General features: G+C 57.9%; 24 protein-coding genes. 8 read left to right on the top strand and 16 right to left on the bottom strand.

Annotated elements, in window-relative coordinates; genetic code table 11:
• Nucleotides 1-55: 55 nt before the first annotated feature.
• Nucleotides 56-1,015, bottom strand: a complete 960-nt coding sequence (locus tag KGD89_RS11480) for a site-specific integrase (RefSeq protein ID WP_025259927.1) — start codon at nt 1,013-1,015, stop codon at nt 56-58.
• A 177-nt stretch (nt 1,016-1,192) separates the two neighbouring features.
• On the opposite strand from KGD89_RS11480, the gene KGD89_RS11475 reads away from it, so the two are divergent.
• Together KGD89_RS11475 and KGD89_RS11470 are read left to right on the top strand one after the other, a co-directional pair.
• Nucleotides 1,193-2,200 (top strand): DNA-binding protein, encoded by a 1,008-nt coding sequence (locus KGD89_RS11475; protein ID WP_025259926.1) that lies wholly within the window; start codon nt 1,193-1,195, stop codon nt 2,198-2,200.
• Between the two features lie 145 nt (nt 2,201-2,345).
• On the top strand, nt 2,346-3,374 hold the full coding sequence (locus KGD89_RS11470) for an ABC transporter substrate-binding protein (RefSeq protein ID WP_025259925.1): 1,029 nt from the start codon (nt 2,346-2,348) through the stop codon (nt 3,372-3,374).
• A 95-nt stretch (nt 3,375-3,469) separates the two neighbouring features.
• Here KGD89_RS11470 and KGD89_RS11465 read toward each other — a convergent pair whose 3' ends face one another.
• From KGD89_RS11465 to KGD89_RS11455, 3 genes are all read right to left on the bottom strand, one after another.
• Nucleotides 3,470-5,857 carry a TonB-dependent receptor plug domain-containing protein gene (locus KGD89_RS11465; protein WP_025259924.1) on the bottom strand — a complete coding sequence of 796 codons (2,388 nt, stop codon included), beginning with the start codon at nt 5,855-5,857 and terminating at the stop codon, nt 3,470-3,472.
• Nucleotides 5,858-6,187: 330 nt separating this feature from the next.
• On the bottom strand, nt 6,188-7,225 hold the full coding sequence (locus KGD89_RS11460; RefSeq protein ID WP_025259923.1) for an NADP(H)-dependent aldo-keto reductase: 1,038 nt from the start codon (nt 7,223-7,225) through the stop codon (nt 6,188-6,190).
• A gap of 135 nt (nt 7,226-7,360) precedes the next feature.
• Nucleotides 7,361-9,172, bottom strand: coding sequence for an ABC transporter ATP-binding protein (locus KGD89_RS11455; RefSeq protein ID WP_025259922.1), 1,812 nt, complete (start codon nt 9,170-9,172; stop codon nt 7,361-7,363).
• Nucleotides 9,173-9,261: 89 nt separating this feature from the next.
• On the opposite strand from KGD89_RS11455, the gene KGD89_RS11450 reads away from it, so the two are divergent.
• Entirely contained in the window at nt 9,262-9,693 is a 432-nt protein-coding gene (locus KGD89_RS11450) for a DUF1810 domain-containing protein (RefSeq protein ID WP_025259921.1), read from the top strand.
• Nucleotides 9,694-9,698: 5 nt separating this feature from the next.
• Here KGD89_RS11450 and KGD89_RS11445 read toward each other — a convergent pair whose 3' ends face one another.
• The 6 genes from KGD89_RS11445 to KGD89_RS11420 all read right to left on the bottom strand — a co-directional run bounded on the left by KGD89_RS11445 (nt 9,699) and on the right by KGD89_RS11420 (nt 16,570).
• Nucleotides 9,699-10,772, bottom strand: coding sequence for a DUF1615 domain-containing protein (locus KGD89_RS11445; RefSeq protein ID WP_025259920.1), 1,074 nt, complete (start codon nt 10,770-10,772; stop codon nt 9,699-9,701).
• Nucleotides 10,773-10,823: 51 nt separating this feature from the next.
• Nucleotides 10,824-11,732, bottom strand: a complete 909-nt coding sequence (gene glsB, locus KGD89_RS11440) for a glutaminase B (protein ID WP_025259919.1) — start codon at nt 11,730-11,732, stop codon at nt 10,824-10,826.
• A gap of 119 nt (nt 11,733-11,851) precedes the next feature.
• A complete protein-coding gene (locus KGD89_RS11435; RefSeq protein WP_025259918.1) occupies nt 11,852-12,670 on the bottom strand; it encodes a class II aldolase/adducin family protein in 819 nt (272 codons plus the stop codon).
• Between the two features lie 193 nt (nt 12,671-12,863).
• A complete protein-coding gene (gorA, locus tag KGD89_RS11430; protein ID WP_025259917.1) occupies nt 12,864-14,222 on the bottom strand; it encodes a glutathione-disulfide reductase in 1,359 nt (452 codons plus the stop codon).
• A gap of 102 nt (nt 14,223-14,324) precedes the next feature.
• A complete protein-coding gene (gene galU / locus KGD89_RS11425) occupies nt 14,325-15,164 on the bottom strand; it encodes a UTP--glucose-1-phosphate uridylyltransferase GalU (protein ID WP_025259916.1) in 840 nt (279 codons plus the stop codon).
• Between the two features lie 44 nt (nt 15,165-15,208).
• Nucleotides 15,209-16,570 (bottom strand): UDP-glucose dehydrogenase family protein, encoded by a 1,362-nt coding sequence (locus tag KGD89_RS11420; protein ID WP_025259915.1) that lies wholly within the window; start codon nt 16,568-16,570, stop codon nt 15,209-15,211.
• 184 nt (nt 16,571-16,754) lie between these two features.
• On the opposite strand from KGD89_RS11420, the gene KGD89_RS11415 reads away from it, so the two are divergent.
• The gene (locus KGD89_RS11415) at nt 16,755-17,036 is read left to right on the top strand and encodes a hypothetical protein (protein WP_025259914.1); all 282 of its coding nucleotides are present in this window, start codon (nt 16,755-16,757) and stop codon (nt 17,034-17,036) included.
• 7 nt (nt 17,037-17,043) lie between these two features.
• Here KGD89_RS11415 and KGD89_RS11410 read toward each other — a convergent pair whose 3' ends face one another.
• Nucleotides 17,044-17,394 carry a hypothetical protein gene (locus KGD89_RS11410; protein WP_025259913.1) on the bottom strand — a complete coding sequence of 117 codons (351 nt, stop codon included), beginning with the start codon at nt 17,392-17,394 and terminating at the stop codon, nt 17,044-17,046.
• 171 nt (nt 17,395-17,565) lie between these two features.
• Between KGD89_RS11410 and KGD89_RS11405 the strand changes: the two genes are divergently transcribed.
• Together KGD89_RS11405 and KGD89_RS11400 are read left to right on the top strand one after the other, a co-directional pair.
• Nucleotides 17,566-17,871 carry a DUF1883 domain-containing protein gene (locus tag KGD89_RS11405; protein WP_025259912.1) on the top strand — a complete coding sequence of 102 codons (306 nt, stop codon included), beginning with the start codon at nt 17,566-17,568 and terminating at the stop codon, nt 17,869-17,871.
• Nucleotides 17,872-17,887: 16 nt separating this feature from the next.
• Nucleotides 17,888-18,067 carry a hypothetical protein gene (locus tag KGD89_RS11400; RefSeq protein ID WP_025259911.1) on the top strand — a complete coding sequence of 60 codons (180 nt, stop codon included), beginning with the start codon at nt 17,888-17,890 and terminating at the stop codon, nt 18,065-18,067.
• A 112-nt stretch (nt 18,068-18,179) separates the two neighbouring features.
• On the opposite strand, the gene KGD89_RS11395 is transcribed toward KGD89_RS11400, so the two are convergent.
• From KGD89_RS11395 to gnd, 4 genes are read right to left on the bottom strand one after another with little or no spacing between them, the layout of a single operon-like run.
• Nucleotides 18,180-20,003 (bottom strand): glycoside hydrolase family 15 protein, encoded by a 1,824-nt coding sequence (locus tag KGD89_RS11395; protein WP_025259910.1) that lies wholly within the window; start codon nt 20,001-20,003, stop codon nt 18,180-18,182.
• Between the two features lie 48 nt (nt 20,004-20,051).
• Nucleotides 20,052-20,870, bottom strand: coding sequence for a Cof-type HAD-IIB family hydrolase (locus KGD89_RS11390; protein WP_025259909.1), 819 nt, complete (start codon nt 20,868-20,870; stop codon nt 20,052-20,054).
• Nucleotides 20,863-22,395 carry a glucose-6-phosphate dehydrogenase gene (gene zwf, locus KGD89_RS11385; RefSeq protein ID WP_025259908.1) on the bottom strand — a complete coding sequence of 511 codons (1,533 nt, stop codon included), beginning with the start codon at nt 22,393-22,395 and terminating at the stop codon, nt 20,863-20,865. Before zwf ends, KGD89_RS11390 begins: the two co-directional genes overlap by 8 nt.
• Nucleotides 22,395-23,369, bottom strand: a complete 975-nt coding sequence (gene gnd / locus KGD89_RS11380) for a phosphogluconate dehydrogenase (NAD(+)-dependent, decarboxylating) (protein WP_025259907.1) — start codon at nt 23,367-23,369, stop codon at nt 22,395-22,397. The genes zwf and gnd overlap by 1 nt, the downstream gene beginning before the upstream one ends.
• A gap of 317 nt (nt 23,370-23,686) precedes the next feature.
• Between gnd and KGD89_RS11375 the strand changes: the two genes are divergently transcribed.
• Entirely contained in the window at nt 23,687-23,860 is a 174-nt protein-coding gene (locus tag KGD89_RS11375; protein WP_038399824.1) for a DUF6026 family protein, read from the top strand.
• Between the two features lie 66 nt (nt 23,861-23,926).
• Here the strand turns inward: KGD89_RS11375 and KGD89_RS11370 are convergent, their stop codons facing one another.
• Entirely contained in the window at nt 23,927-24,418 is a 492-nt protein-coding gene (locus KGD89_RS11370; RefSeq protein WP_025259906.1) for a GNAT family N-acetyltransferase, read from the bottom strand.
• 600 nt (nt 24,419-25,018) lie between these two features.
• Here KGD89_RS11370 and glgA point away from each other — a divergent pair.
• Nucleotides 25,019-26,611 carry a glycogen synthase GlgA gene (glgA, locus tag KGD89_RS11365; protein ID WP_025259905.1) on the top strand — a complete coding sequence of 531 codons (1,593 nt, stop codon included), beginning with the start codon at nt 25,019-25,021 and terminating at the stop codon, nt 26,609-26,611.
• The last annotated feature ends 5 nt before the right edge of the window (nt 26,612-26,616 follow it).

Raw genomic sequence — 26,616 nt, 5'->3', positions numbered from 1 at the left:
GCACGATTGATGACAAAGGCTCATTGGCAAACCTGATGTTGCTTATTAGTTTTGCCTATCGGCGAAGCTTATTAATAGAAGAAACCTTCACGTCGCCCAGGTCCCCGGAAGGACTGCTGAACGAAACCGGCTCAATGTAACGCATCGCAGACTTCATGTCCCGCCACCCCACGTAAGCCATGAGCGACTTGAGGTCCCATCCGTTGCGATGCGCCCAGGTGGCAAACCCGCGGCGCAACGAGTGGCTGGTGTATTGATCGGCGCTGATACCTGCACGCTCGAACGCCTGACGCAACAAGGGAATGACACTGCTGACATGCAGCCCCTCCTCGCCCAGATTGCCCCAGCGATCGATGGAGCGAAATACCGGGCCACGCGCCAAGGCAGAGCAATTGACCCAGTCGATGTAAGCCTGCACCGGACACAGGCGCTGCAAGGCCGGGGTCTGGTAGGTCTTGCCGATATTGTCCCGATCACCCTTGCTACGCGGCAGGTAAAGACTGATCCCGGATTCGGGAATCGCCTTGATGTCCTCGATTTGCAGGCGGCACAGCTCGTCACTGCGAAACCCTCGCCAGAATCCCAGCAGGATCAGCGCCGCATCGCGACGACAGCGCAGCAACTGCGCCTGATCGTGCCGTGCCAGCGCATCATTCGCCTGAGCTTCAAGCCAGGCAACCACACGCTCCAGATCCTGCAACTGCAAAGGCTCGGCCTGCTTCTCCTGAGCGGGATGCAAGGCCCGTATGCCCTTGAGTACCTTGCGCACCATCGCGGACTTGGTCGGGTCGGCAAAACCCTGGCTGCTATGCCACTGCGCCAGCGCCGACATGCGCAGCTTCAGGGTATTGACTGACAGGGTCGAAGCATAGGTCGCCAGATAGCGGGCCACACTCTCGCTGGTGGCCGGCAGAAACCCGCCCCATGTCACCTCGAAATGCTCGATGGCCGCTCGGTAGCTGCGCCGGGTGTTGTCCCGGGTCGCCGCCGCGATATAGCGATCAACGTCATTCATGCCTTGTCACCCCTTTGTGTACTGCGCACATCGCCCTCACAGGCCAGACAAGCGTATGACACGGGATAATACGCCAATATCACGGGTTAATTTATTACAAATTCAACGCTGATTTTCAATCTAATATAGTATGTAATTACAGGGTACATACCACAGTACGAAATCGTAGGAGACAGCATGGCTCGCGGCGGTGTAAACAAGGCGCTGGTGAACAAGGCACGGCTTGCCCTGCTCTCTCGCGGGGAAAATCCCAGCATCGATGCAGTACGTGTCGAAATGGGCAATACCGGCTCGAAAACCACCATCCACCGCTATCTCAGGGAGCTGGATGAAACCGACACCGCGCCGCCCGACATCAACGATGAACTGACGGATCTGGTAAGCAGGCTTGCCCAGCGCCTTCAGGAACAGGCTCAGGAACGTATTGATCAGGTCCGCGACGAGCACGACGCCCATCGCAAGGCCATGCAGCAGGAACTCACCACAGCGCAGCAGCGCATTGATGAACTGCAAGAGCGGCTGACACGCCAGACCGACGCTTTCGAGCAACAGAACGCCGCCCTGCTCCACTGCCAGCAGACACTGCAAGGCGAGCAGACAGAAAATGCCAGGCTGCAGCAGGCCAACAGCGACCTGGAAGCACGCCTGCAAGACAAGGACGCGCAGATTCACTCACTGGAAGAAAAGCATCGGCACGCCCGGGAAGCGCTGGAGCACTATCGAAACTCGATCATGGAACAGCGCACCCGCGAGCAACAACGCCACGAAGGCCAGCTTCAGCAAGTCCAGATGGAGCTGCGCCAGGCCCAGCAGAGCCTGACAATGCGTCAGGAAGAAATCACCTTATTGAACCGGGACAACGAAAGGCTGCTGACAGAAAATCGCAACGTAGCAAGGGCGCTGAACGACCAGAAGGACCTGCTGAGCCAGGCCACCCAACAAGTTGCCAGCACCCGCGAGCATTACCAGCATTCACACACCCAATGCGCCCTGCTCGAAGAACGACTGCGCACCACTCAGGACGAGAACGCCGAACTCAAGCAAAGCCTGACGGACACTCGCCAACAGAACCGCATGCTGGAATTGTTGCTGATAAAGAAGGAAGCCGCACTGGAACATCTGCGCGAGCCCGGCGAAAAACCAAAGCCGAAGAAGGCTTCGGGCAAGGCGTCGCCGGACCAATAAAAAGCACCGGCCAACCTGCGCGACTACTATAAATAGCCACTATTTATTCATCATATAATTATTCTTAAATGTTATTTAATTAACATTTTTTATGCATATAAGCTCACTCCACATCCGACTAAATCCCTGGAAGCTGGAGCCTTGTATGCACAAACCCACGAAACGCCTGTCTCGCCTGGCAACCGCCATCGGCCTGGGTGCAGCACTGATGTCCGGCGCATTGATAATGCCTGCCACTGCGCAAGCCGAGGGTGAAATAAGGATCGCCGAACAGTTCGGCATCGTCTATCTGCTGCTCAACGTCGTGCGCGACCAGAACCTGATCGAGAAGCACGGCAAGGAAGAAGGCCTGGATATCAAGGTCGACTGGACCCAGCTCTCCGGCGGCTCGGCGGTGAACGATGCCTTGCTGTCAGGCTCCATCGATATCGCAGGCGCCGGTGTCGGCCCGCTGCTGACCATCTGGGACCGTACCAAGGGCAAACAGAACGTCAAGGCCGTCGCTTCGCTGGGCAACTTCCCGTACTACCTGCTCAGCAACAACCCCAAGGTCAAGACCATCGCCGACTTCACGGAAAAGGACCGCATTGCCGTACCGGCCGTGAGCGTTTCCGTCCAGTCGCGTTACCTGCAATATGCAGCCGCCAAACAATGGGGTGACAAGGAATATGCCCGACTGGACAAATACACCGTCAGCCTGCCACATCCGGACGCGGCTGCCAGTCTGATCACCGGAGGCACCGAACTGACAGGGCATTTCTCCAACCCGCCCTTTCAGGAGCAGGAACTGAAAAACCCTGGCGTGCATGTCGTGCTCAACACCTACGACCTGCTGGGACCAAACTCGCCAACCGTGCTGTTCGCCACCGAGAAATTCCGCAAGGAAAACCCGAAGACCTACAAGGCCTTCATTGAAGCCTTGTCGGAAGCCGAAGCATTCGTCAGCAAGGACATCGGCGCTGCAGCCGACACCTACATCCGTGTCACCAAGGCCAAAATCGATCGCGCAGAACTGCTGCAGATCATCGACAAACCGGAATTCCAGTTCACCATCACCCCGAAGAACACTTACCCGCTGGCCGAATTCCTGTACCGCGTCGGTGCGATCAAGAACAAGCCAGAGTCGTGGAAAGACTACTTCTTTCAGGATGCCAAGCCGCTTCAAGGTAGCTGACAGCCTTCACGCTGCCCCTGTCGTCCGGCAGGGGTAAACCCCTTACAAAAAAACGCTCCCGCCATTAAGCGGGAGCGCTTTTTACAACTCGGCTGTTACCAGTTATAGGTGGCACGTGCGTAGTAAAACGCGCCGCTATACCCATAAGGTGAAAACGTACTGTAGGCCAGGTTGCCGCCACTGGACGCAAACTCGTTCAGCTTCTCCGGGTATTCATCGGTAACGTTGTCGCCGCCCACTGTGAAGACCCAGTTCTTGAGCTTGTAATCCACTGCCAGGTCCAGCAACCAGGCCGCCTTGAACGTCTGGTCGTTGACTTCGGCTGCCTGATAGCTGGTGAACTCGCCATACCGCACCAGGTTGGAGTGCAGCGTCCAGTTGCCGATCGTGAAATCGTTGGCCAGGGTAAGTTTGTGCTGCGGCGTGGTATCACCCAGCAGACCGATGCGTTCACGACGGTCTACACGCACCAGATTGACACCCAGTTGATCCAGCTCCGGCGGGTTGGCTTTTACGCTGGTGACCTTGGTGTGGTTGTAGTTGTAGCCCAGGGTGCTGTTCCAATCCACACCGTTATCGAACTGATAGCGGTAGTTGGCAACCAGGTCGATACCGTCGGTGCTGGTGTCGGTGGCATTGGTGAAGTAACGGACACTGGTGTAGTTGATGTCAGTGATACCGTTGGCTTGCAGGTAGTTGGTTGCAGCGTTGTTGAGCACCAGGTTGGAGGACAGCGAGATGCGATCACGGATGTCGATACGGTAAACATCCGCAGTCACGGTCAGATTGTCCAGCGGCTTGAGCACCAGGCCCAGACTGTAGTTGCGGGACTTCTCGGCCTTGAGATCTTCAGCACCCAACAGTTGAGCCACATTGCTGTTGGCCGGGAACGTACCCGCTTCCTGAATGGTGTTGCCGATCAACTGCGACGAGGTATACGTGAAGTTCTGCTGAGCCAGCGATGGCGCACGGAACCCTGTCGAAACGCTACCGCGCAAGGCGATACGCGGCGTGAAATCGTAACGCGCCGAAACCGAGCCACTGGTATTAGAGCCGAAGTCACTGTAGTCCTCGCGACGCACAGCTGCCGAAACCCCGAGCTTTTCAGTGATATTGGTTTCCAGGTCCAGATACTGGGCAATGTTATGCCGCGAATAGCTGCCTGCATCCGCTGCGCGGAAACCGCCAAGCCCGGAGCTGCCGGTCTGGAAGTAGGACTCGGCCTGACCCGCCTCGATCTGATAACCCTGGTGCAGATACTCGGCACCGAACGCCACCGACACCGGATACGGCAGCCACGCAGCACTGAACTCACGGGACAGATCCAGGCTGAGCTGCTTCTGGTCGTTGGTCAGCGTACCGTTATAGAACGAGCGCGGAGTGGCCAGACCCAACGAGGTGTTGATGGTCTTGGTGCGCAACTCGTAAGAGTTCTTGCCGTAGTTGGCAGACAGGTCGTAATGCCAGTTATTGGCAAGCTCGCCACGCAAACCGGCGACCAGCGTCGTGTCTTCCAGGGTGCCGCGAATCAGCGGCAGGTAACCATTGGGGAAAATTGCAGGAATGTTGTTACCGGCATTGCTGGCCCGGTAGAACGCTGCCGTTTCACCGCGACGCTTGCTGTAGCCGCCAAAGCTGTAGAACTCGGCAGCATCGCTGAAGGTGTAGCCACCGTTGAACTGGATCTTGCCTTCTTCGGTTTCCGGCTCACCCTGACGGAATACATGCTGTCCGTAGGTGGTAGAACCGACGCTTGCCGGGCGAAGGTCATTGCCAGCGCGGTCAGTGTAGTCGTTGTTCGCACCTTCGCCGGAAAGATTGAGGAAACCATTGCTGCCCAGGGCAAAACCGGTGTTACCCGAAATATTGCGCTTGATCCCGTCTCCCTTCTTGTACTGCCCGTACTGAGTGGAAATCGAACCACCATGGTCGCCCTCCTTGAGGATGACGTTGATAACCCCGGCGATGGCATCCGAGCCATAACGTGCCGAGGCACCGTCACGCAGCACTTCGATGTGATCGATGGCAGACAGCGGAATGGCGTTCAGGTCGGCAGGTGCCGAACCACGGCCGACCGCGCCACCCAGGTTGACGAAGGCCGAGGTATGACGGCGTTTGCCATTGACCAGCACCAGCACCTGATCCGGCGACAGACCACGCAATTGCGCAGGACGCGTCAGCTCAGCGCCATCCACCAGGCTGGGACGTGGAAAGTTGATTGAAGGAATCAGGCGAGCCAGTACCGCCCCCAGTTCTCCAGAACCGGAATTGCGCAGGCTGTCGCCGGAAATGACATCGATGGGTGACAACGAAGCGCTTGCAGTGCGCTCCTGAGCCCGCGTACCGGTCACGATGACCGTATCGAGCGTTTTGCTTTCTTCCTTGGCCTCCTCGGCCAGTGCTGCGGCGCTCCAGGTTCCGGCAGTCAGCAAATTGGCTGACAAAATGGCCGTCCCCAGCACGTGTCGTTTAAAGCTCCCCATACCGCTCCCCTTTTAAATCCCTGACCCCAGACCTCTCTGCCTGGGTAACAACGAGCGATCCGTGCGGCGGACGGTAGCGTTCATCGATATGTAATTAGGTTCCCCGGTGGTCCGATGCCTTATAGCTTAATGCCATTAACTGTAAGTTTTTAAATACCATTAATGCATAAGAAGCTACAAATGCGTTTTCAAGCGCACAAGGCAGGAGCGGATTTATTTGCGAACAGGGATTTACGCACCAAAACGGGGAGTTTTCTGGCAGATGGATCAGTTTCTGAGGTGGACGGTCGCGGGCAAGCCCCCTCCCACAGGCTGGAAGGGGGCTGAATGTTACGGTGCCGGGTTGGGTTGCCCGACATGAATCGCTTCGATACCGGCAATAACCTCATCGGACAACGAGACATCGATGCTCGCCAGGTTGACGGCCAGTTGCTCAAGCGTGGTCGCACCGATGATGTTGCTGGTCACGAACGGGCGGCTGGTGACATAGGCCAGGGCCATTTGTGCCGGGTCCAGACCGTGCTGGCGAGCCAGTGCCACGTACTGCGCGGTAGCACGCACGGCCTGCGGATTGTTGTAGCGCTGGAAACGCTCGAACAGCGTCAGACGACCATCGGCCGGACGTGCGCCGTCGAGGTATTTGCCTGCAAGCACACCGAACGCCAGTGGCGAATAAGCCAGCAGACCGATCTGCTCGCGAATCGCGATTTCCGCCAGGCCGATTTCAAAGCTGCGGTTAAGCAGGTTGTACGGGTTCTGGATGGAAACGGCACGCGGCAGGCCATGGGTTTCGGCCAGGTGCAGGAAACGCTGGGTGCCCCAGGGAGTTTCGTTGGACAGGCCGAAATGACGAATCTTGCCAGCCTTGACCAGATCGTTCAGCACCGACAGGGTTTCTTCGATCTCCACCGCCGAATCGTCCGGGTCATGCTGATAGCCCAGCACACCGAAAAAATTGGTCTTGCGATCAGGCCAGTGCAGTTGGTACAGGTCCAGATAGTCGGTGTTCAGACGCTTGAGACTGGCCTCCAGCGCTGCGGTGATATTGGCGCGATCCAGGCGCGGGTTGCCATTGCGGATATGCTCCATGCGGCCAGGACCGGCCACCTTGCTGGCCAGCACCCAATCCTTGCGATCACCGTACTTTTTGAAGTATTCGCCGATGATGCTTTCGGTCTTGGTGTAGGTTTCCCCACGTGGCGGCACCGGGTACATCTCGGCGGTGTCGATGAAGTTGACGCCAGCCTTTTTGGCCAGCTGAATCTGCTCGAAAGCCTGGGCTTCGGTGTTTTGCTCGCCCCAGGTCATGGTGCCCAGCGCGATGGCGCTGACCGAGATATCGGTCTTGCCCAATGAACGAAATTGCATCGATGTCTCCGTCTGGTTCAGATAAAAACGAGCGCGCTCCGGCGCCTGGCAAAGAGGCCCTATAAAACGCCCTCAGCCCAGGCGCTGCAAGTGTTTTGTTGGTGTCCGCCGGCCAACACCTGCATGGCAGAGCGCTTAGCGATAGCCTTCGGCCTGCAGATCGAACAGCGTTGCGTAGTGACCACCGGCCGCCATCAGACTGTCGTGATCGCCACGTTCCAGCACACGCCCCTGCTCCAGCACCACGATATGCTCGGCGTTGCGCACGCTGGAAAAACGATGGGAGATCAACAGCGTCATGCGCCCTTTGGCGTACTCGCGAAAACGATCGAATACCGCGGCTTCCGCTCCGGCATCCAGTGCGGCGGTCGGCTCATCGAGAATCAGAATATCGGCATCACGCCGCATGTAGGCGCGGGACAAGGCGATCTTCTGCCATTGCCCGCCGGACAACTCCTGACCGCCCTTGAACCAGCGACCCAACTGGGTCGCATAACCCTTGTCGAGCTGCGCAATGAAAGAGGCCGCCATTCCCTGAGAGGCCGCCTCCTTCCAGCGACCCTCGTCATCGAAGGCCGTGATATCGCCCACGCCAAGGTTTTCGCCCACCAGAAACTGATAACGGATGAAATCCTGAAAGATCACCCCGATACGGGTACGCAAAGCATCTTCGTCCCACTCCTGCAAATCGCTGCCATCGAGCAGGATGCGGCCCTGATCCGGTCGATAAAGGCGAGTCAGCAGCTTGATCAACGTGGTCTTGCCCGAACCATTGGCCCCCACCAGCGCAACGCTGCGACCGGGCGCCAGGTGCAGATCGATATTCTCCAGCGCCGCCTGACTTGCACCCGGATAGCTGAAGCTCACCGCTTCAAAACGCAGGCCATCGCCGGGCATAACGCCTTGGGTCAGGCTGCCGGAAGCTGGCTGGACCGGCTGCCCCAGGTATTCATAGAGGTCCGCCAGATACAGCCCATCCTCGTACAAACCGCTGATTGCCATCAGGCTGCTGCTCACGGCGGTCTGGCCCTGCTTGAACAGCACCAGATACATGGTCATTTGCCCAAGCGTGATACGCCCGTGCACGGCATCGACAATCACCCAGGCATACGTCAGGTAAAAGGCCGCGGTGCCCAGCAAGCCCAACAGGAAACCCCAGCCATCGCGGCGGATGGTCAGTTGTCGGTCTTCGGCATACAGGCGCTCGAAGGTGTCCCGGTAGCGCTTGAGCAACAGCGGCGCAAAACCGAACAGCTTGACCTCCTTGATGTGAACCTCATTGGAGAGCAGCGCTTCGATGTAATTCTGCTTGCGGGTTTCAGGGGCGCGGCGCGCAAACAGCCGGAAGGCATTGCCCGAAAAATGCGCCTCGGCAAAGAACACCGGCAATGCGCCCAGCACCAGAATCAGCAGAGCCCAGGGCGAGAAATGCACCAGCAACACAGCGAAGCCCATCAGGGCAATCAGGTTCTGCATCAACCCGAGGGATTTGGTAACCAGCGCCAGCGGCCTCACCGACGCCTCGCGCCGGACCCGCACCAGCTTGTCGTAAAACTCCGAATCCTCGAACTGCAACAACGAAAGGGTCTGGGCCTTCTCCAGAATCAGGGTGTTGACCTTCTGCCCAAGCTGCACCCGCAACAAGGCCTGCTGAACCGATAACGCCCGTTGAGCGGCGGCCAGCAGCGCCAGCACGCCCGCCTCAAGCAAGACATAACGCAAGACCGGCCACAGCGGCGCATCGCCGGTGGCCGTATTGAGTTCGATGGCAGCCAGCACCGAGTCGACGATGCGCTGGCCCAGCCAGGCGGCCAGTGCAGGCAGCAGACCGGCAATCAGGGTCGCCAGCACCAGCCCGAGGGACAAGGCTCGTGAAGTGGTCCAGACTAGCTGCATGGCACGGACTGCCTGCTGCAGGAAAGACGTCAAACGAGGGACAAGGGACATGCGCACAGGAACTCTTGAAACAGGAATGGATTGAGAGCAGGCCTGATATCACAAAACGGCCCCGGCCCAACGTGAAAAAGAGGCACATCATGCACGATGCTTACGACCTGCAACGCTTCGTCGAGGCTCAGGAGCCGGTTTTCCGGCAAGCACTGGCCGAACTCGAAGCCGGCAGAAAGCGCAGTCACTGGATGTGGTTTGTATTTCCGCAGATCAAGGGCCTGGGACGCAGCGCCATGGCGCAGCGCTATGCCATCAGCGGCCTCGATGAAGCCCGGGCCTATTTGCGGCACCCGCTGCTGGGGCCGCGCCTGGAGCTGTGCGCAAAAACCATCGCGCCTCAGATCCAGCGTTCGGCTCGACAGATTTTCGGCTCCCCGGATGACCTCAAGCTGCATTCAAGCATGACCCTGTTTGCAGCCGCGGCACCGGAACACCCCTTGTTCAAGGAAGTGCTGGACACCTTCTTCGATGGTGAACCGGACGCCATGACCATTGAGAAACTGCAAGCCTTTCCCTGAACGCTTCAAACGCCTGCCGAAGAGCGCTGCATGCAGCGCTCGCGTCGCTCATCGACGCGCTCGGCAAACCAGGCCGTTGTCAGCTTGCGGGTAATCTTCGGGCTTTTCAGGACAATGCCGGGCAGTACGGCACGGGGCAGCGGTTTGCCCTGAGTCTTCTGGGCCAGCTCGAAGACACGGGTGTAAAGCCGGGTTTCCTCGAACTCGAACGTGTCACCCTGCTTGAGCTGGTTCCAGATGGCCGAATTGCTCATGTCCAGACGAGCGCCCAAGGTGCGAACTGCAAGTTCCGTCGACCCCGGCGACGTCGAATCATAGCGAATCAGGTCGCCATCCAGCGCCAGCTCGATCCCCGTGGCACGGCTGACCGCATTCTGGAAAGCGGCATTGCGACTGGCGTACCAGCCGGCATTGAAATCCGCGAAACGGTAGATCGACTGCGTGTAGCTGGCCGGGTAACCCAGCAGATGGGCAATACCGAAGTACATGCCGCCGCGACGGGTGAAGACTTCCCGGCGAATGGAACCATCGACCGCATAGGGATAATTGGCCGCCTGCTTTTCGGCAAAGGCAATGCTGACCTGCATCGGCCCGCCCGTGCGCACCGGATTGAAATTGCCGAACAGCGTCTGCCCAAGCGGCACCATGCCGATGAAGTCATCGAAAATGGCGCTCAGTTCCTTCTCGGTACGAGCCGCATCCAGCCGAGCGCCATACGTTTTACCACTGGGCGAACGGATCCGCAGGGCTGCGTTGACCAGCGCCGCCGGAATATGCAGCCGCGAGGCACGCCGGTCGATCTCGGCACGGGCAATCTTCGCCATTCCCGGCACTGTCGGATCAACCTGATAAGTGGATTCCTGTTCGGTCACCGCCAGCACGGAACACAGGTTCTCGGTGGTCAGATCGATTCTCTGCGCCACGAACGCGGCATAGATATCGCCTGCCCATTCCTGACGATCCGGAGTCTTGGGCGGCATCAGGCGCACGATCTGCGCCCGCGCCTGATCGGGGCTCAACTCCGGCTCTTGAACCCGCTGGCTGCTGCATCCGGCAAGCGCCAATGCAAAGCTCATCATGAGCGTTCCAGACTTCACTCCCTTCAATTGCTTACCTCTCTCGATACTGGTCTAGAACACAGACCACTCAATCCTCGCACTCAGTTTTTCCAGCGCTGCCATACCGACCAGCGAATTGCCCGCCGCGTTCAATTCCGGGGACCAGACACAAACAGAAAACCGTCCCGGCACCACGGCAACAATACCACCGCCCACGCCGCTCTTGCCCGGCAGGCCGACCCGATAGGCAAAGTTACCGGCTTCGTCGTAAAGACCGCTGGTGGCCATGATCGAGTTCAGTTGCGTGGCCTGGCGTGCCGTCAGGATCTGCTCGCCGCTGTGGGTGCAGAAGCCCTGATTGGCCAGAAAACCGAAGGCCCGCGCCAGATCGATGCAGTTCATGCTCAGAGCGCAATGATGGAAATAACTGCGCAGCACGTCTTCGACGTCGCCATTGAAGTTATCGAAGGACTTCATCAGATAGGCCGCAGCAGCATTGCGGGAACGGTGCTGATATTCGGACTCCGCGACCTTGGCATCGGAAATGATGGTCGGGTTGCCGCACAGACGTCGCACGAAGTCGCGCATGGACAGCGCGGGAGCTGCGAAACGCGCCTGATTGATATCACAGATCACCAGCGCCCCGGCGTTGATGAAAGGGTTGCGCGGCCTGCCCCGCTCGAACTCCAGCTGGACCAGCGAGTTGAAAGGCTGACCTGAAGGCTCATGCCCCAGACGCTTCCAGATGTCCTCGCCGGAATGTCCGATGGCCTGAACCAGGCTGAAGACTTTGGAGATACTCTGGATCGAAAACGGCGTGGCAGCATCGCCGGCATGGAACACCTCGCCGCTGTTGCTATAGACCGCAATACCCAATTGATCAGGGCGAACTTCACCCAGCGCAGGAATGTAATTGGCGACCTTGCCCTGGCCGAGCAAGGGCCTGACTTCATCAAGAATTTCGTTCAGCAGGTTTTGCATGCATGCGCCCCTTGTTTTGGGTGCGCACACTACACCAACAATTGAAAACGAGCATCATCCAACAAGGACAATGTCCCGTGTTTTACAGTCATCGTGAAAAAGCCTGACCTCACCCGACATCAGGTCTTGTATTCGGTATCGGTGCGTTCAAGTTGACGGATCAGTGCATTCCAGTGCCTGGACACATAGGGCTCGTCACCATCCTTGAAGGCCTTGACCTGATTTTCCACAGTGGCGATCACTTCTGCAGGCGGGAAAACCAGCTCCGCATTGCCAGCAGCCTGAGCGGCGATCTGGATATTGCAGGCGTACTCCAGCGATTGCAGTTGCTGGAACGCATGCTCGACACTCACCCCGGCAGTCAGCAAGCCATGGTTGCGCAGGATCATCACGCTCTTGTCGCCCAGATCCGCCACCAGCCGCTCACGCTCGTCCAGGTTCAGTGCCACCCCTTCATAACCGTGATAGGCCACTCGCCCCGAGAACCCCAGAGAATGCTGGGAAATAAGCAGCAAGCCATCCTTCTGGGCAGAAACCGCAATGCCGTCGCGGGTATGGGTATGCAGTACCGCCTGAAGATCGGGACGTGCGCCATGGATCGCGCTATGAATCACGTAACCGGCGTAGTTGATGCCAAGCCCCGTCGGGTCATCGACGATGGTGCCGTCGAGATCGACCTTGACCAGGTTCGATGCGGTAATTTCATCGAACAACAGGCCAAAGGCGTTGATCAGGAAATGCTCGTCCGGGCCAGGAACCCGTGCGGAGAAATGGGTGTAGATGTGATCGGTCCAGCGCTTGAGTGCCGCCAGACGATAAGCCGCCGCCAGCTTGACCCGCACTTCCCACTCCTCAGGCGAAACCCGATCCCGGACGCTGCCTGATTTTTCCGGGCCTGGAGTCCCTTGCTGGACTGGTAAAGCGCTGACGTTGCTCATGGTATTGCTCCTGAATGACTTTAAAGCCTGTCCCACAAGACTAAGCGCATAACAAAATCATTAAAAAGCACATTTTCTTATAAGCTAATTATGAAAAAAACAAATATTAGAAACACCGCAACATCGCTTGCAGCTTAAAGCTTGCGGCTTGTAGCTGGGTACTAGCTACAAAGCTTCAAGCTGCAAGAGTTCCTCAGCGCGCCACCGGCGTCCTCATCGTCACAAACTCTTCCGCTGCAGTCGGGTGTACGCCGATGGTGTCGTCGAATATCTGTTTGGTCGCGCCGGCCTTCAGGGCGATTGCCAGGCTCTGGACGATCTCGCCGGCATCCGGGCCGACCATGTGGCAACCCAGTACGCGGTCGGTCCGGGCGTCAACCACCAGTTTCATGAAGGTCTTCTCCTGAACGTCGGTCAGGGTCAGTTTCATGGGGCGGAAGCGGCTCTCGAAAATCTGCACCTCATGCCCGGCCTTGATGGCGTCCTCTTCGGTCAGGCCGACAGTACCAATGTTCGGCAGGCTGAAGACCGCCGTCGGAATATGGTTATAGTCCACCGGGCGATACTGCTCAGGCTTGAACAGGCGGCGGGCCACGGCCATGCCTTCGGCCAGCGCCACCGGCGTCAGTTGCACGCCACCGATTACATCGCCAATGGCCAGGATCGAAGGCTCGCTGCTCTGATAATGCTCGTCGACTTCAATGTAGCCGCGCTCGTCCAGCTTGATGTTGACGCTTTCCAGACCGAGGTTATCGAGCATCGGGCGACGACCCGTGGCGTAGAACACACAGTCTGTCTCCAGGCTGCTGCCATCCTTGAGGGACAGCAACAGGCTGCCATCGGCCTGTTTTTCGATACGCTCGATATCGCTGTTGAAACGCACATTCATGTGTCGCTTCACCAGTTCTTCATGCAGGTGGGTACGCACACCACTATCGAAGCCACGCAGGAACAGATCGCCGCGATAGAGCAGCGTGGTGTCGGCCCCCAGACCGTTGAAGATCGAAGCGAACTCGACAGCAATGTAGCCTCCGCCGACCACTGTCACGCGCTTTGGCAATTCCTTGAGGTAGAAGGCTTCATTGGAGGTAATGGCATGCTCGCGACCCGGCACGTCAGGCACCTGTGGCCAGCCACCGGTCGCAATCAGAATGCGTTCGGCACTGTAGCTCTGGCCGTTTATCTCAACACGCTGCGGCCCGGTGATCCGGGCATGGCCTTCCAGCAGCGTGACGCCGCTGTTGACCAGCAGATTGCGATAGATGCCGTTGAGGCGGTTGATTTCGCGGTCCTTGTTGGCGATCAGCGTGGCCCAGTCGAATTGTGCCTCGCCCAGCGACCAGCCAAAACCTTTGGCCTGCTCGAAATCTTCGGAGTAATGCGCGCCGTACACCAGAAGCTTCTTGGGCACACAGCCCACGTTGACGCATGTGCCACCCAGATAGCGACTTTCGGCTACGGCCACTCGCGCACCGAAACCGGCAGCAAAACGCGCCGCCCTGACACCGCCGGAACCGGCACCAATTACAAAAAGATCGAAGTCGTAAGCCATTACTGTCTCCTTAGCGATGGGCCAGCATAACCGCTAAACGGTCAGTCAGAAAACGACAAGGCCACCCGAAGGTGGCCTTGTCTTGAAGCGTGCGAGCGTGAATCAGTAAGCCTTGCCCGTTTTGTAGAAATGCTCGAAGCAGAAGTTGGTCGCTTCGATATAGCCTTCTGCACCACCGCAGTCGAAACGCTGGCCCTTGAACTTGTAAGCCAGCACGTTGCCTTCGGCAGCCTGCTTCATCAGGGCGTCGGTGATCTGGATCTCGCCGCCTTTGCCTGGAGCGGTCTGTTCGATTTTCTCGAAGATGTCCGGCGTCAGAATATAACGACCAATGATCGCCATGTTCGATGGAGCGTCTTCAGGCTTTGGCTTCTCGACCATGTCGGTGACACGGAACAGGCCCGGCTTGATTTCGTCACCGGCAATGACGCCGTACTTGTTGGTTTCCTGAGGATCGACTTCCTGGATCGCGATGATCGAGCAGCCGTAATGGTTGTGCAGCTTGACCATCTGGGCCAGCACGCCGTCGCCATCGAGGTTGACACACAGGTCGTCCGCCAGAACAACGGCGAACGCTTCCTTGCCGATCAGAGGACGACCGCTGAGGATCGCGTGACCCAGACCTTTCATTTCGGTCTGGCGAGTGTAGGAGAAGCTGCACTCGTCGATCAGTTTGCGAATACCGACCAGGTACTTCTCTTTATCCGTACCCTTGATCTGGTGCTCCAGCTCGTAGCTGATGTCGAAATGGTCTTCCAGTGCGCGCTTGCCGCGACCGGTGACGATGGAGATCTCATTCAAACCAGCGGCGAGCGCTTCTTCCACACCGTATTGGATCAGTGGCTTGTTGACCACCGGCAGCATTTCCTTGGGCATGGCCTTGGTCGCTGGCAAAAAGCGAGTACCGTAACCGGCTGCTGGGAACAAGCATTTCTTGATCATAAAAGTCCTTGGTAAGGGCTGTTGGTGTTAGCGGCGCAGTCTAATCAGGCGGCGGTCACCTTACAATGCCCCGCCACTGGCCGTCCGATGCCATGGTAGAGGAATCCATGAGCAGATAGTTCCGCAAAATCATAGATATTGCGCCCATCGAAAATCACGGGCATGCGCATAAGGCCCCGAACGCGGATGAAATCCGGCTGACGAAACTGCTTCCATTCGGTCAGCAGAACCACTGCATCTGCGCCTTCGACACAGCTGTACAGCGACTCGCTCAAGCGTAGCTGACCACTTTGCACTGCGCCGGAATAATATTCGGCCACCGGTCCCATGGCCGCCGGGTCCGTGGCCTGAACTTTGACACCCGCCGCCAGCAAGGCATCAATCAGGACCAGGCTTGGGGCTTCACGAATGTCGTCGGTGCCGGGCTTGAAGGCCAGCCCCCACAACGCAACCACCCGCCCCTGCATATAACCACCAAAATGCTGGTGCAAGGCCTCGAACAGCAGGGTCTTCTGGGTTGCATTGCGCTGCTGCACCGCACGCAGAATCTGCGGATCGAACCCCTGCTGCTCGGCCGTTCGAATCAGTGCCCGCACATCCTTGGGAAAACACGAACCGCCATAGCCGCAACCGGCGTAAATGAAATGCGTGCCGATGCGTTTGTCACTGCCGATACCGCGCCGCACCTGCTCGATATCCACGCCCAGATGAGCACACAGGCCGGCCATTTCATTGATGAAGGAAATCTTTGTCGCCAGGAATGCATTGGCGGCGTATTTGCTGAACTCTGCGGCGCGTATGTCCATGACCAGCGCGCGCTCGCGGTTGCGCAGAAACGGCCCGTACAAGCGTTGCAACAGTTGCACGGACTCAGGCTCCGCACAGCCCAGAATCACCCTGTCCGGCCTCATGAAGTCCTCGATGGCCGCGCCTTCCTTGAGAAACTCGGGGTTGCTCGCCACCGTTACACGCGCAGTCAGGCCGCGTCGCGAAAGATGCCCGTTGATGCGCTGGGACAACGCTTCGGCAGTACCCACCGGCACGGTTGACTTGTTGACCACCAGGCAAGCCCGATTCAGGGATTGCCCCAACTGATCGGCGACTTTCAGCACCTGGGACAGGTCCGCCGCACCGTCTTCATTGCCCGGCGTGCCCACCGCAATGAAAATGATATCGGCCTGGCGTACGCCCTCCTCCAGGCTTGAGGTAAACCTGAGCAACCCGCTGGCCTGATGCTCCTTGAGCATGGGCTCAAGACCTGGCTCGTAAATGGGACACTCACCACGCCGCAAGGCGGCAATTCTCTGTAAGCGGGTTTCGACACACAGCACCTGATTGCCCATTTCGGCAAAGCAGGCCGCCGTCACCAGCCCCACGTATCCGGCACCGATTATGCACAGTCGCATGAGTCGCCTCTCCATTCGGATTTGCGACGATTGCAACGCAAACCGATTGCAGCACGGTGATGACATGACGACAGACACATGACAGAAGAATTATCATGAATCACATGGCGGAACGATGGCACCGACGATCAGTCCAAGCCTCGTATTGCAAACTTCCCCCCGGCCTTATCTTGAAGCGAAAAACATGATCAGAGTTCTGTCCATTATTGCTGTACTGGGCCTGACTGGCTGCGCCACCGCCTCCAACACTTACCTGAAAAATGGCAAGCAAGGCCTGAGCATCGATTGCTCGGGAGAAGCGATGTCATGGGCCAGCTGCTATGAAAAGGCCGATGCTTCCTGTGCGGGCACCGGTTATGAGATCGTCGGCACCGATGGCACGCCCCGCCCCGCCGAAAGCGAGAAAACCCTTGGCCTGGACGTGGGCAACTACAAGAGCCGTAGCGTTCTGGTGGTGTGCAAATAAAGGGCGATCAGCCTGAAATGCAGGCCTCGGCAGCGTTGCGTACATCCTTGAAACGCAAAGGCAGGTTGGAAAGACGTTCATGAACCTTGATCGTGCTGCCTCCGGAGCGGTTCTCGACATAAATCACCGCTGCGGGGTCACTGCTGAAACTTTGCGCAACGATCAGGCGCAGGCCGTCACGATGAGGCTCGATGAGCGGGGGCTTGCGACTCTCGCTGATCTTGCCGACAAAACAGTCGGCATACTGCTGAGGCGTCTTGCCGGAAATTACGTTCAGGGTTGCAGGCGAGTGCTCGATATCAGCAACGGTCGCACATCCGCTCATCGCCAAAGCCATGACTACAACGGCCAGTTTCATACAATCCCCTCCAATTTAAAGGTGCTACGACAAGCACAGGCGCAATTAGATCCCGAACGGGACACTTTTTACCAGAAAGAGCGCAATTGACGCCCAAACAACGGCAAATGGCACGCCCCGCATGCTATCGTTTTGATTTTTCAGAAAAAGCCACTGCTTTCGGAGACACCCATGAAATTCGTACACCAGCGTGAGCACTTGAACGAGGACGATCTGGTCGTCATCGAATGCTCGCAAACGTGCAACATTCGCCTGATGAACGATGCCAACTTTCGCAGCTTCAAGAACGGCGGACGCCATACCTACCACGGCGGTGCTTTCGACAAGTTCCCGGCCAAGATCGCAGCGCCCAGCACCGGTTTCTGGAATATCACCATCGACACCACGGGCCGCAAGCCGAGTGCGAACCCTGGCCACAAACCGAAATTCACCCACTCGATCAAGATCGTCCGCCGTTCGACCTCTCGCCTGAGCTGATGCCCAAGGAGCCAATGTGAACAACACTGCCAGCACGACCAAGTACGCCGTCAGCTACAAACTCAATGGCGAGCGCCGCTTCGAATTCGCACAACTGCAATCGGCCTCGGTAGAAGAAGCCAGGGCTGCACTGGAAAAGATGCACGGCCAGAGCGATGACCAGATCAGCGATGTGAAAGTCAGCAAGGCTCTTTAACCGTAGCAGCGTCTTTGCGGGATCGATTGCCAGCCGACCAGATTCATTTTTCGCGAATGAATTCGCTACCTACCATCCCCGTAGGAGCGACTTCAGTCGCGAAAACACCGCCCTACCCCGTACAGCTTTCAACGCCGGGAGATGTGCGCGCCTTGAGCGGGCACTCCGCACGATGCAGGTTCAGCGCGGTATTGATGATGCCGATATGACTGAACGCCTGGGGAAAGTTACCCAGCATGTGCTTGCCTTGGGGCTCGTATTGCTCGGCCAGCAACCCGACGTCATTGCACAGGCCGCACAAGCGGTCAAACAGCTCTCTGGCCTCCCGCGCACGCCCCTGCAGGACATAAACATCGGCGAGCCAGAACGAACACACCAGGAAAGTCCCTTCAGTTCCCGACAAGCCGTCGACGCTGCGTTCATTGTCATAACGCAGCAACAGGCCATCCTGCATCAGGGTGCGCTCGATCCGCTCAACGGTGGCGACCACTCGTGGGTCGTTGGCGGGCAGGAATCCGGTCAGGGCAATCTGTAGCAGGCTGGCATCCATTTCGGTGGCGCCATAGGTCTGTACGAAACAGCCCAACTGCGCATTGAAGCCATTGAGGCACACGTCGGCGTGGATCTGATCCGCCACATCCCGAAAATGCCGCGCCAGAGCCCGATCTTCTTCGGTGAGCGCAGCCTCGGCTATCTGTGTCGCATTACGGTCGAAGGCCACCCAGGCCATGACCTTGGAATGGGTAAAATGCCGGGGCTCGGAACGAATCTCCCAGATACCGGCGTCCGGCAAGTGCCAGACCGTTTCCAGAAACGGCATCACGACCTTGGAAATCGCAATGCTGCGCGGGTGGCGCGGCATGCCACCCTTGAGCGCCTGGATCATGGCATCGGCCACTTCGCCGTAGACATCCAGCTGCATCTGGGTTGCGGCACCGTTGCCGATGCGCACCGGCTGCGATCCCTTGTAACCGCTCAGCCAGGGCAATTCATACTCCAGCAGCCGTCGCTCACCGCCCAGCCCATACATAATCTGTATCTGCTCGGGATTGCCCGCTACCGAACGCAGCAGCCAGTCACGCCACTCTGTCGCTTCCTCGAAATAGCCCAGGTTCATGAACGCCAGCAGCGTCATGGTCGCATCCCGCAACCAGCAATAGCGGTAATCCCAGTTGCGCTCACCTCCCAACTGCTCGGGCAACGAAGTCGTCACTGCGGCAACGATGCCACCCGTAGGCTGATAGGTCATGGCCTTGAGGGTGATCAGCGAACGTTTGACCTGAGCAGTCCAGGGCCCGACATCAGGGCAGCGATCGGAAAACGCTCGCCAGAAAGCCTCAGTACGGACCATCGCCTGCCCGGCATCGGTTTCGGGCAGTATCGGTTCGTAGGAAGGCTGGTAAGCCAGGGTGAAAACCTTGCGCTCGCCTGCAGCGACATGGAAGTCACTGCCGGTGTGGTGATCATGGGGCTGAAGGGAAACCGGGCTGCGTAACACGAGCATTTCCGGCCCCGCCACGGCAGTCAGGGTGTGTGGATCCTTCTTCTCGACCCACGGCACCGTACTGCCGTAATCGAAGCGAATGGCAAGGTCCATGCTGAAACGCACCCGTCCTTCAAGACCGACCACAGTCCGCACGACCTGGTTGTCGACGCCCATGGGCATGAAGTCGATCAGCAGTGCGCGGCCGCTCGGGGTCGTGAACAGGGTTTCCAGAATCAGAGTGCCTTCGCGATAACGACGCTCGACAGAGGTGATCTCTTCTGCCGGTGCAATCTTCCAGCGACCATTATCACTGTCACCCAGCAAGGCCGCGAAACAGGCAGGTGCATCGAAACGCGGAAAACACAGCCAATCCAGTGAACCATCCCGGGCAACCAGAGCGGCAGTCCGGCAATTACCCAGCAATGCGTAGTCTTCAATCAGTGCAGCCATTCGAGAATGTCCGTCCCTATCGTGAAGCCGCGCCGGGAACAGCAGACCTCAGCGCGGCAAGATGTAACGGTCGATGGCCTGAGCCACACCGTCCTGAAGGTTGCTTTCGGTCACGACATAGGCCTGCCCTCGCACGCTGGCATCGGCCTGGCCCATGGCAATGGAGAGCCCCGCCAACTGGAACATGGCGACATCGTTGCCACCATCGCCAATGGCAGCCGTATTCACCAGTTCTACACCCAGATACTGGGCAAGCGTCATCAGGGCCGTGCCCTTGTTGGCCGCCAAAGCCGTGACATCGAGGTAATAGGATTGCGAGCGCGCCGCCAGCGCCTGCCCTTCAATCAAGGGGTTGAGCCGGTTTTCCAGAGTTTCGAGCAAATCGAAGTCCGTGCTGGAGGCCACTATCTTGTCGATGCGATCCAGATACGGCTCGAAGCTGTCCACCAGCAGCGGCTCATAACCCAGCGCATGGCGCTCGTGATCGACATAAGCGCTGTCAGGATCGAGCAGAAGCCATTGGTCATCGGCAAAGACCCAGACCGCGACCTCTTCAGTGGCGAACAGCTCCAGGCAAGTGCGCGCAGCTTCAGGCTCGATTCGATAGGCCGCCAACAGGCTGCCATCGGGATGAGTGATAGTGCCGCCGTTGAAAGAGACGGTCGGCAGATCGACGCCCAGGGTTTCGATGATCGGCCCCATGGCCCGTGGCGGCCGACTGCTGGCCAGGGTGAAGTGAATCCCGGCATCGCGCAGCCGCCCCACTGCCTCGACAGTAGCCGAAGTGAGGCTGTGATCGGGGAGCAGCAAGGTGCCATCGATATCGGACAACAGGAATTGGATGAGTGACTGCGAGCGTTCAGTCATCGATCTGGCGCCACTCGCGACCATCACGGGTCAGCAGGTCTTGCGCAGCCTCAGGCCCGTCTTCACCGGCCTTGTAGAACTGCACTTCGGGCTTGTCGGCCCAGGCATCCAGAAACGGCTGAACGGCGCGCCAGCCATTCTCGATATTGTCGGCGCGCTGGAACAGCGTCTGGTCGCCTGTCAGGCAGTCGTAGATCAGGGTTTCGTAGCCGGTCGATGGCTGCATCTCGAAAAAGTCCTTGTAAGCAAAACCCAGTTCGATGTCTTCCATGTCCAGGGTCGGCCCCGGACGCTTGGCAAACAGGTCGAACCAGACGCCCTCATTGGGCTGAATCTGGATTCGCAGATAATTGGGCTTGAGCCGGTCGACCTCGGTATCCCGGAACTGGGCATAAGGCGCCGGCTTGAAGCAGATGGCGATTTCGGTATCACGAGAGCTCATGCGCTTGCCGGTGCGCAGATAGAACGGCACCCCGACCCAACGCCAGTTGTCCACCAGAACCTTGAGGGCCACATAGGTTTCGGTCGTGCTGTCAGCGTCAACGCGCTCTTCATCGCGATAGCCGACAACGTCACGATCACCCGACCGGCCTTTGGCATACTGGCCACGTACCGAGTTGCTCAGTGCCTCTTCCTTGCTCCATGGCCGAATCGCGCCGATGACCTTGGCCTTCTCGCCCCGTACAGCATCGGCGCCGAACGCTGCCGGTGGCTCCATGGCGACCATGGCCAGCAACTGGAACAGGTGATTGGGCACCATGTCGCGCAGTGCCCCTGTATTTTCATAAAAACTACCGCGGGTTTCGACACCCACGGTTTCAGCCGCCGTGATCTGGATGTGATCGATGTAGTGGTTGTTCCAGAACGACTCGAAAAAGGCGTTGGAGAAACGGGTGACCAGAATGTTCTGTACCGTTTCCTTGCCCAGATAATGATCGATGCGATAAATCTGCTTTTCGCTCATCACCTTGAGCAGGCAGGCATTGAGCTCAACCGCACTGGCCAGATCCGAACCGAACGGTTTTTCGATCACCACCCGGCGAAAGCTGTCTGCGGCCTCCGTCAGCAGGCCTGATGAACCGAGTCGCGAAACCACTTCACTGAAGAAGCGCGGTGCCGTGGCAAGATAGAAAACAGCATTGGCCGTGCCGCTGCCCTCGATCTTGCCGGCAATGTCCTGATAGGTCGAATCGTCGAGAAAGTCGCCTTGCACATAGCTGATGCGCTTGGCCAGCTTGCCCCAGAGCTCAGGGTCCAAGGCTTCCCCACCCGCTTCGGAGACCTTGCTGGAGGCCTCCTGGCGGATGAAGTTTTCAAGCTTGAGGGCAAAGTCGGTGTCACTGATCGCATTGTGATCGACACCGACAATATGCAGCCCCTCATCCAGCAGTCCGTCACGCGCCAGGTTGTAGAGCGCCGGCATCAACAAACGCTTTACCAGGTCACCGTGAGCACCGAACAGAAACAGTGTCGTAGCCGGAGCAACCTCAGCTTTGTGGGCGGCCTTGCCGCGTGACAGGCCCATTATTTGGGTTCCTTGTGACCACCGAACCCGAAGCGCATGGCGGACAACATCTTGTCGGCGTAAGAGCTGGTCTGACGCGAGCGGAAACGGGCAAAAAGCGCGCTGGACAACACCGGAACCGGCACGGCCTGCTCGATGGCGGCCTCGATGGTCCAGCGGCCTTCGCCACTGTCGGCCACGGAACCGGAGAACGCATCCAAGTCAGGGTCAGTTGCCAGGGCATCGGCCGTCAGGTCCAGCAGCCAGGACGAAACCACGCTGCCACGACGCCAGACTTCAGCGATATCGGCGGTATTGAGGTCGAAACGCTGCTCGGGCGGCAGGTGCTCGGAGTTCTTCTGCTTGAGCAGATCGAAGCCCTCGGCAAAGGCCTGCATCATGCCGTACTCGATGCCGTTGTGAATCATCTTCACGAAGTGACCGGAACCGGCCGGGCCCGAGTGGATATAGCCACGCTCGGCACGGTCATCGCTGGAATTGCGATCCCGGGTGCGTTCAATCGAGCCATAGCCCGGAGCCAGGGTGGCGAACAGCGGGTCCAGACGCTCGACGATAGCGCTTTCACCACCGATCATCATGCAATAGCCGCGCTCCAGGCCCCACACACCGCCGGAAGTGCCGACATCGATGTAATGCAGACCTTTTTCAGTCAGCTCCTTGGCACGACGGATGTCGTCCTTGTAGAAGGTGTTGCCGCCATCGATGATCACATCGTCGACTTCCAGCAACTGGCTCAGCACCTGAATGGTGTCTTCGGTCGGAGCACCGGCCGGGAGCATGACCCACACGGCGCGTGGTTTTTCGAGCGCAGCGACCAGTGACGCCAGGTCGTCGGCAGCCGTCGAACCTTCGTTGGCCAGGGTATTGCGAGAGGCTTCATCGCGGTCATAGACCACAGTGCTGTGGCCATCGAGCATCAGTCGCCGTGCAATATTGCCGCCCATGCGGCCCAGCCCAACAATCCCAAGTTGCATGAAAAGGTGCTCCTCAATCTGTAAAAAGGTGCCTCACTTTCTCGGTTCCAGCGCTTGATTCAGTGACACATGCTGGTTAGTCAAGAAAGCTCTGGCATCGGTTCCCCAAGGTGGGGACAGCGGCATTTACATCCGCCCGATAGTGCATTTTGTCGTTAACGCGAAAGGTTCGCGACAATTAAAAATAAAAAAGTTCCAATTTTGTGCAAAAGAAATCAAAATCGATGCCGATAGAGAGACAAGCAGTGGCGATTCAGGGAACGATTGTCAATGCAGAGGTCTTTCCGACGTTGAATCCGCCATTTGCGAGGTGAGCAATGGGCACAGTACTACCAGCACTTGCACCACAAACCCTGTACGTCACTATCCGTCGCGACGAACTGCGCGCCCTCAAAGAAGAGCGTGAACAGTTGCTCAGCAAAGTAGCCCACTTGAGCCTGCTTCTGCAGCAAGCACAACTGGCCGCTCCTGGCACAGCCCTGCAAGCCTGACCTGCACACCCCGCCCCAACGCTCAGTGGCAAGCCTGACCCACGGCTTGCCCGCGATGAGCGTAGTTTATAGCGTTTTCTGCCAGAACATCGCACGCCCCATTTGCGGATCCAGCTCATAGCTGCCAAATCCCTGCCTTGCATAGACTGCCTGCGCCGCAGCGTTACCTTCCAGAACTTCGAGTGTCAGCTTGCAACAGCCACGCTGACGGGCGATTTCTTCGACCTTGGCAAGCATTTTCTGGCAGATGCCACGGCCACGGTATTGAGCAAGCACGACCACGTCATGAATATTGATCAGCGGGCGGCAGGCGAAAGTCGAAAAACCTTCAAAGCAGTTAACCAACCCTACCGGCTCACCAGCGATAAAAGCCAGCACGCTGAAAGCATGAGGTCGCTTGGCCAGTTCGATTGCCAGTTGCTGACGAGTATCGACCGATAGTGACTCGCCACCGCCCATGACATCCTCGGCATAGTGATTCAAGACGAACCCAATCGCTTCGGCATGTACCGGATTGGTGTAGCTCGCTTGCAGTACCAGCACCTCTGGGGCTTCCATTTCCAACCTCTTCAATACGACAACACAGTTTGATTCCATATGGCGAGCACGCAGAAAGGCAAGCCAAAGAGGGCAGATTCTATCGTGCATCACCCCAAAATGTTCCAACCTTAACGTAGGAAATTTCTTCGGACACCCAAAGATAAAACGCTTGATGCACCCGGAAGAGGCATACAACCTGTTTCCTGCCGGAAAATTGCGCAAAATAATGGCATCTGTCATTGAATCGGCTCGATTCTGCACCTGCCATCAAGCTATCCGACGACCGGTCATCAAGGCTTTTTTTCCTACAGAATCCGCACCATAAAGACGCACCCCTGCCTTTGCGGGCTTCCAAGACGTGTGCTTTATCTACGTCCGACGCCCATGCCAGACATTTCGCCGTAAAAAAGTCGAAACTTCTCCAAAACGGCCGGGTCATCTCCTTAGAGCGCCTATGCTATTGGCTGACCAATAAGCATTGGGCCTACTTGTAATGCTCCATCACTGCGCAAGCTGCAAAACAGGTACTGATTTTGCGTAGTGCAATAACGTCGGCCATAGGAAATGGCTCATAAAACGCCAATGCCGTACCAACACTGTGTTGAATGGGAGAAAACGATGATTAGCGCCGCGGTCAAAACCCAGAAGGGAGAGAGTTTTAATCAGCTGGCCAACGAGCTGACTCATCTACCACCATTTGCTACAACCACTGTCCCTCAGCTCCAACTACCCACTTCAACCGCACAGCCCATGATCTCCCCGGTCAACAGACGCAAAGTGCTGTTCGTGACCTCGGAGCTGGCTGATCTGGTAAAAACCGGGGGTCTGGGCGATGTGTCTGCTGCCCTGCCACGTGCCATGCGTCATCTGCATGATGTGCGCGTGCTGATTCCGGGCTATCCGCAAGTACTCAACAGCGGCAACCCGATCCATGTGATCAGCGAGCTGGGAGGCTATGCCGCCTTGCCAGCCTGCAAGATCGGTCGCATGGACATGAAGGACGGTCTGGTCATTTATGTACTGATCTGCCCCGAACTGTACGAACGCGAAGGCACACCTTATGGCGATGCCAACGGTCGCGACTGGTCCGACAACCATATCCGTTTCGCCCGGCTGGGCCTGGCGGCAGCCGATTTCGCCGCTGGCTCAGTAAAAAGCCAGTGGAGCCCGGAACTGGTCCATGCCCACGACTGGCCTGCCGGTCTTGCTCCAGCCTACATGCGCTGGCGCGGGCAGACGACACCGAGCATTTTCACCATTCATAACCTGGCCTATCAAGGCACGGTCAGTACAGGTTCGAGTCGTGAACTGGGTATTCCGGACGAAGCCTTGAGCAGCGACGGTATGGAGTTCTACGGCAAGCTGTCCTTCATCAAGGCTGGCATGGCGTACGCCAGCCACATCACGACTGTCAGCGCCACCTACGCCAAGGAAATCACCACTGCCGATTTTGGCTGCGGCCTGGAAGGTTTCCTGCAAAGCAAGGCCGACAAAGGCCAGCTCAGCGGGATCCCCAACGGCATCGACGCCAGTTGGGATGCCAGTACCGACGAGCACCTGATCTGCCATTTCGCGCCCAACGAGTGGCTGCGCAAGGAAATCAACGCCGACTACGTTCGCGAGCTGTTCGAGCTTGATCCTTCCACAGGTCCGCTGTTCGCCGTGGTTTCGCGGCTGGTGTACCAGAAGGGGCTGGACCTGACCATTGGCGTGGCCGAACACATCGTCAATCAGGGTGGGCAAATCGCGATCATCGGTCGTGGCGAGCCTGAGGAAGAGGAAGCCATGCGCGCCCTGGCGGCACGCTTCCCCGGCCGGATCAGTGTGCGCATCGGCTTCAATGAAACCGATGCACGCCGCATGTTCGCCGGGAGCGACTTCCTGCTGATGCCATCGCGCTACGAGCCTTGCGGCCTGAGCCAGATGTACGCCCAGCGTTTCGGCTCACTGCCGGTTGCTCGAAACACCGGCGGCCTGGCGGACACGATAGAAGATGGTGTTACCGGTTTTCTCTTTGATGATTCCACCGTAGAAAGCTACACCGAAGCCCTGAATCGTGCCTTCAAGGTGTTCGACAACACCGCTCTGCTCAATGCCATGCGCTGCCGCGCCATGGCCGCGCCGTTCAACTGGCAACAGGCTGTGGAACCCTATGCGGATCTTTATCAGGACCTGCTGAAAAAGAATGCAGGCGTTGCAACTTATTATTGAGGAGA

The organism is Pseudomonas cichorii (genome assembly GCF_018343775.1).
In the GTDB taxonomy this organism is placed as follows: Bacteria; Pseudomonadota; Gammaproteobacteria; order Pseudomonadales; family Pseudomonadaceae; genus Aquipseudomonas; species Aquipseudomonas cichorii.
Note: the sequence above shows the minus strand (reverse complement) of the source record. Positions and strands in the feature narration are given on the sequence as shown.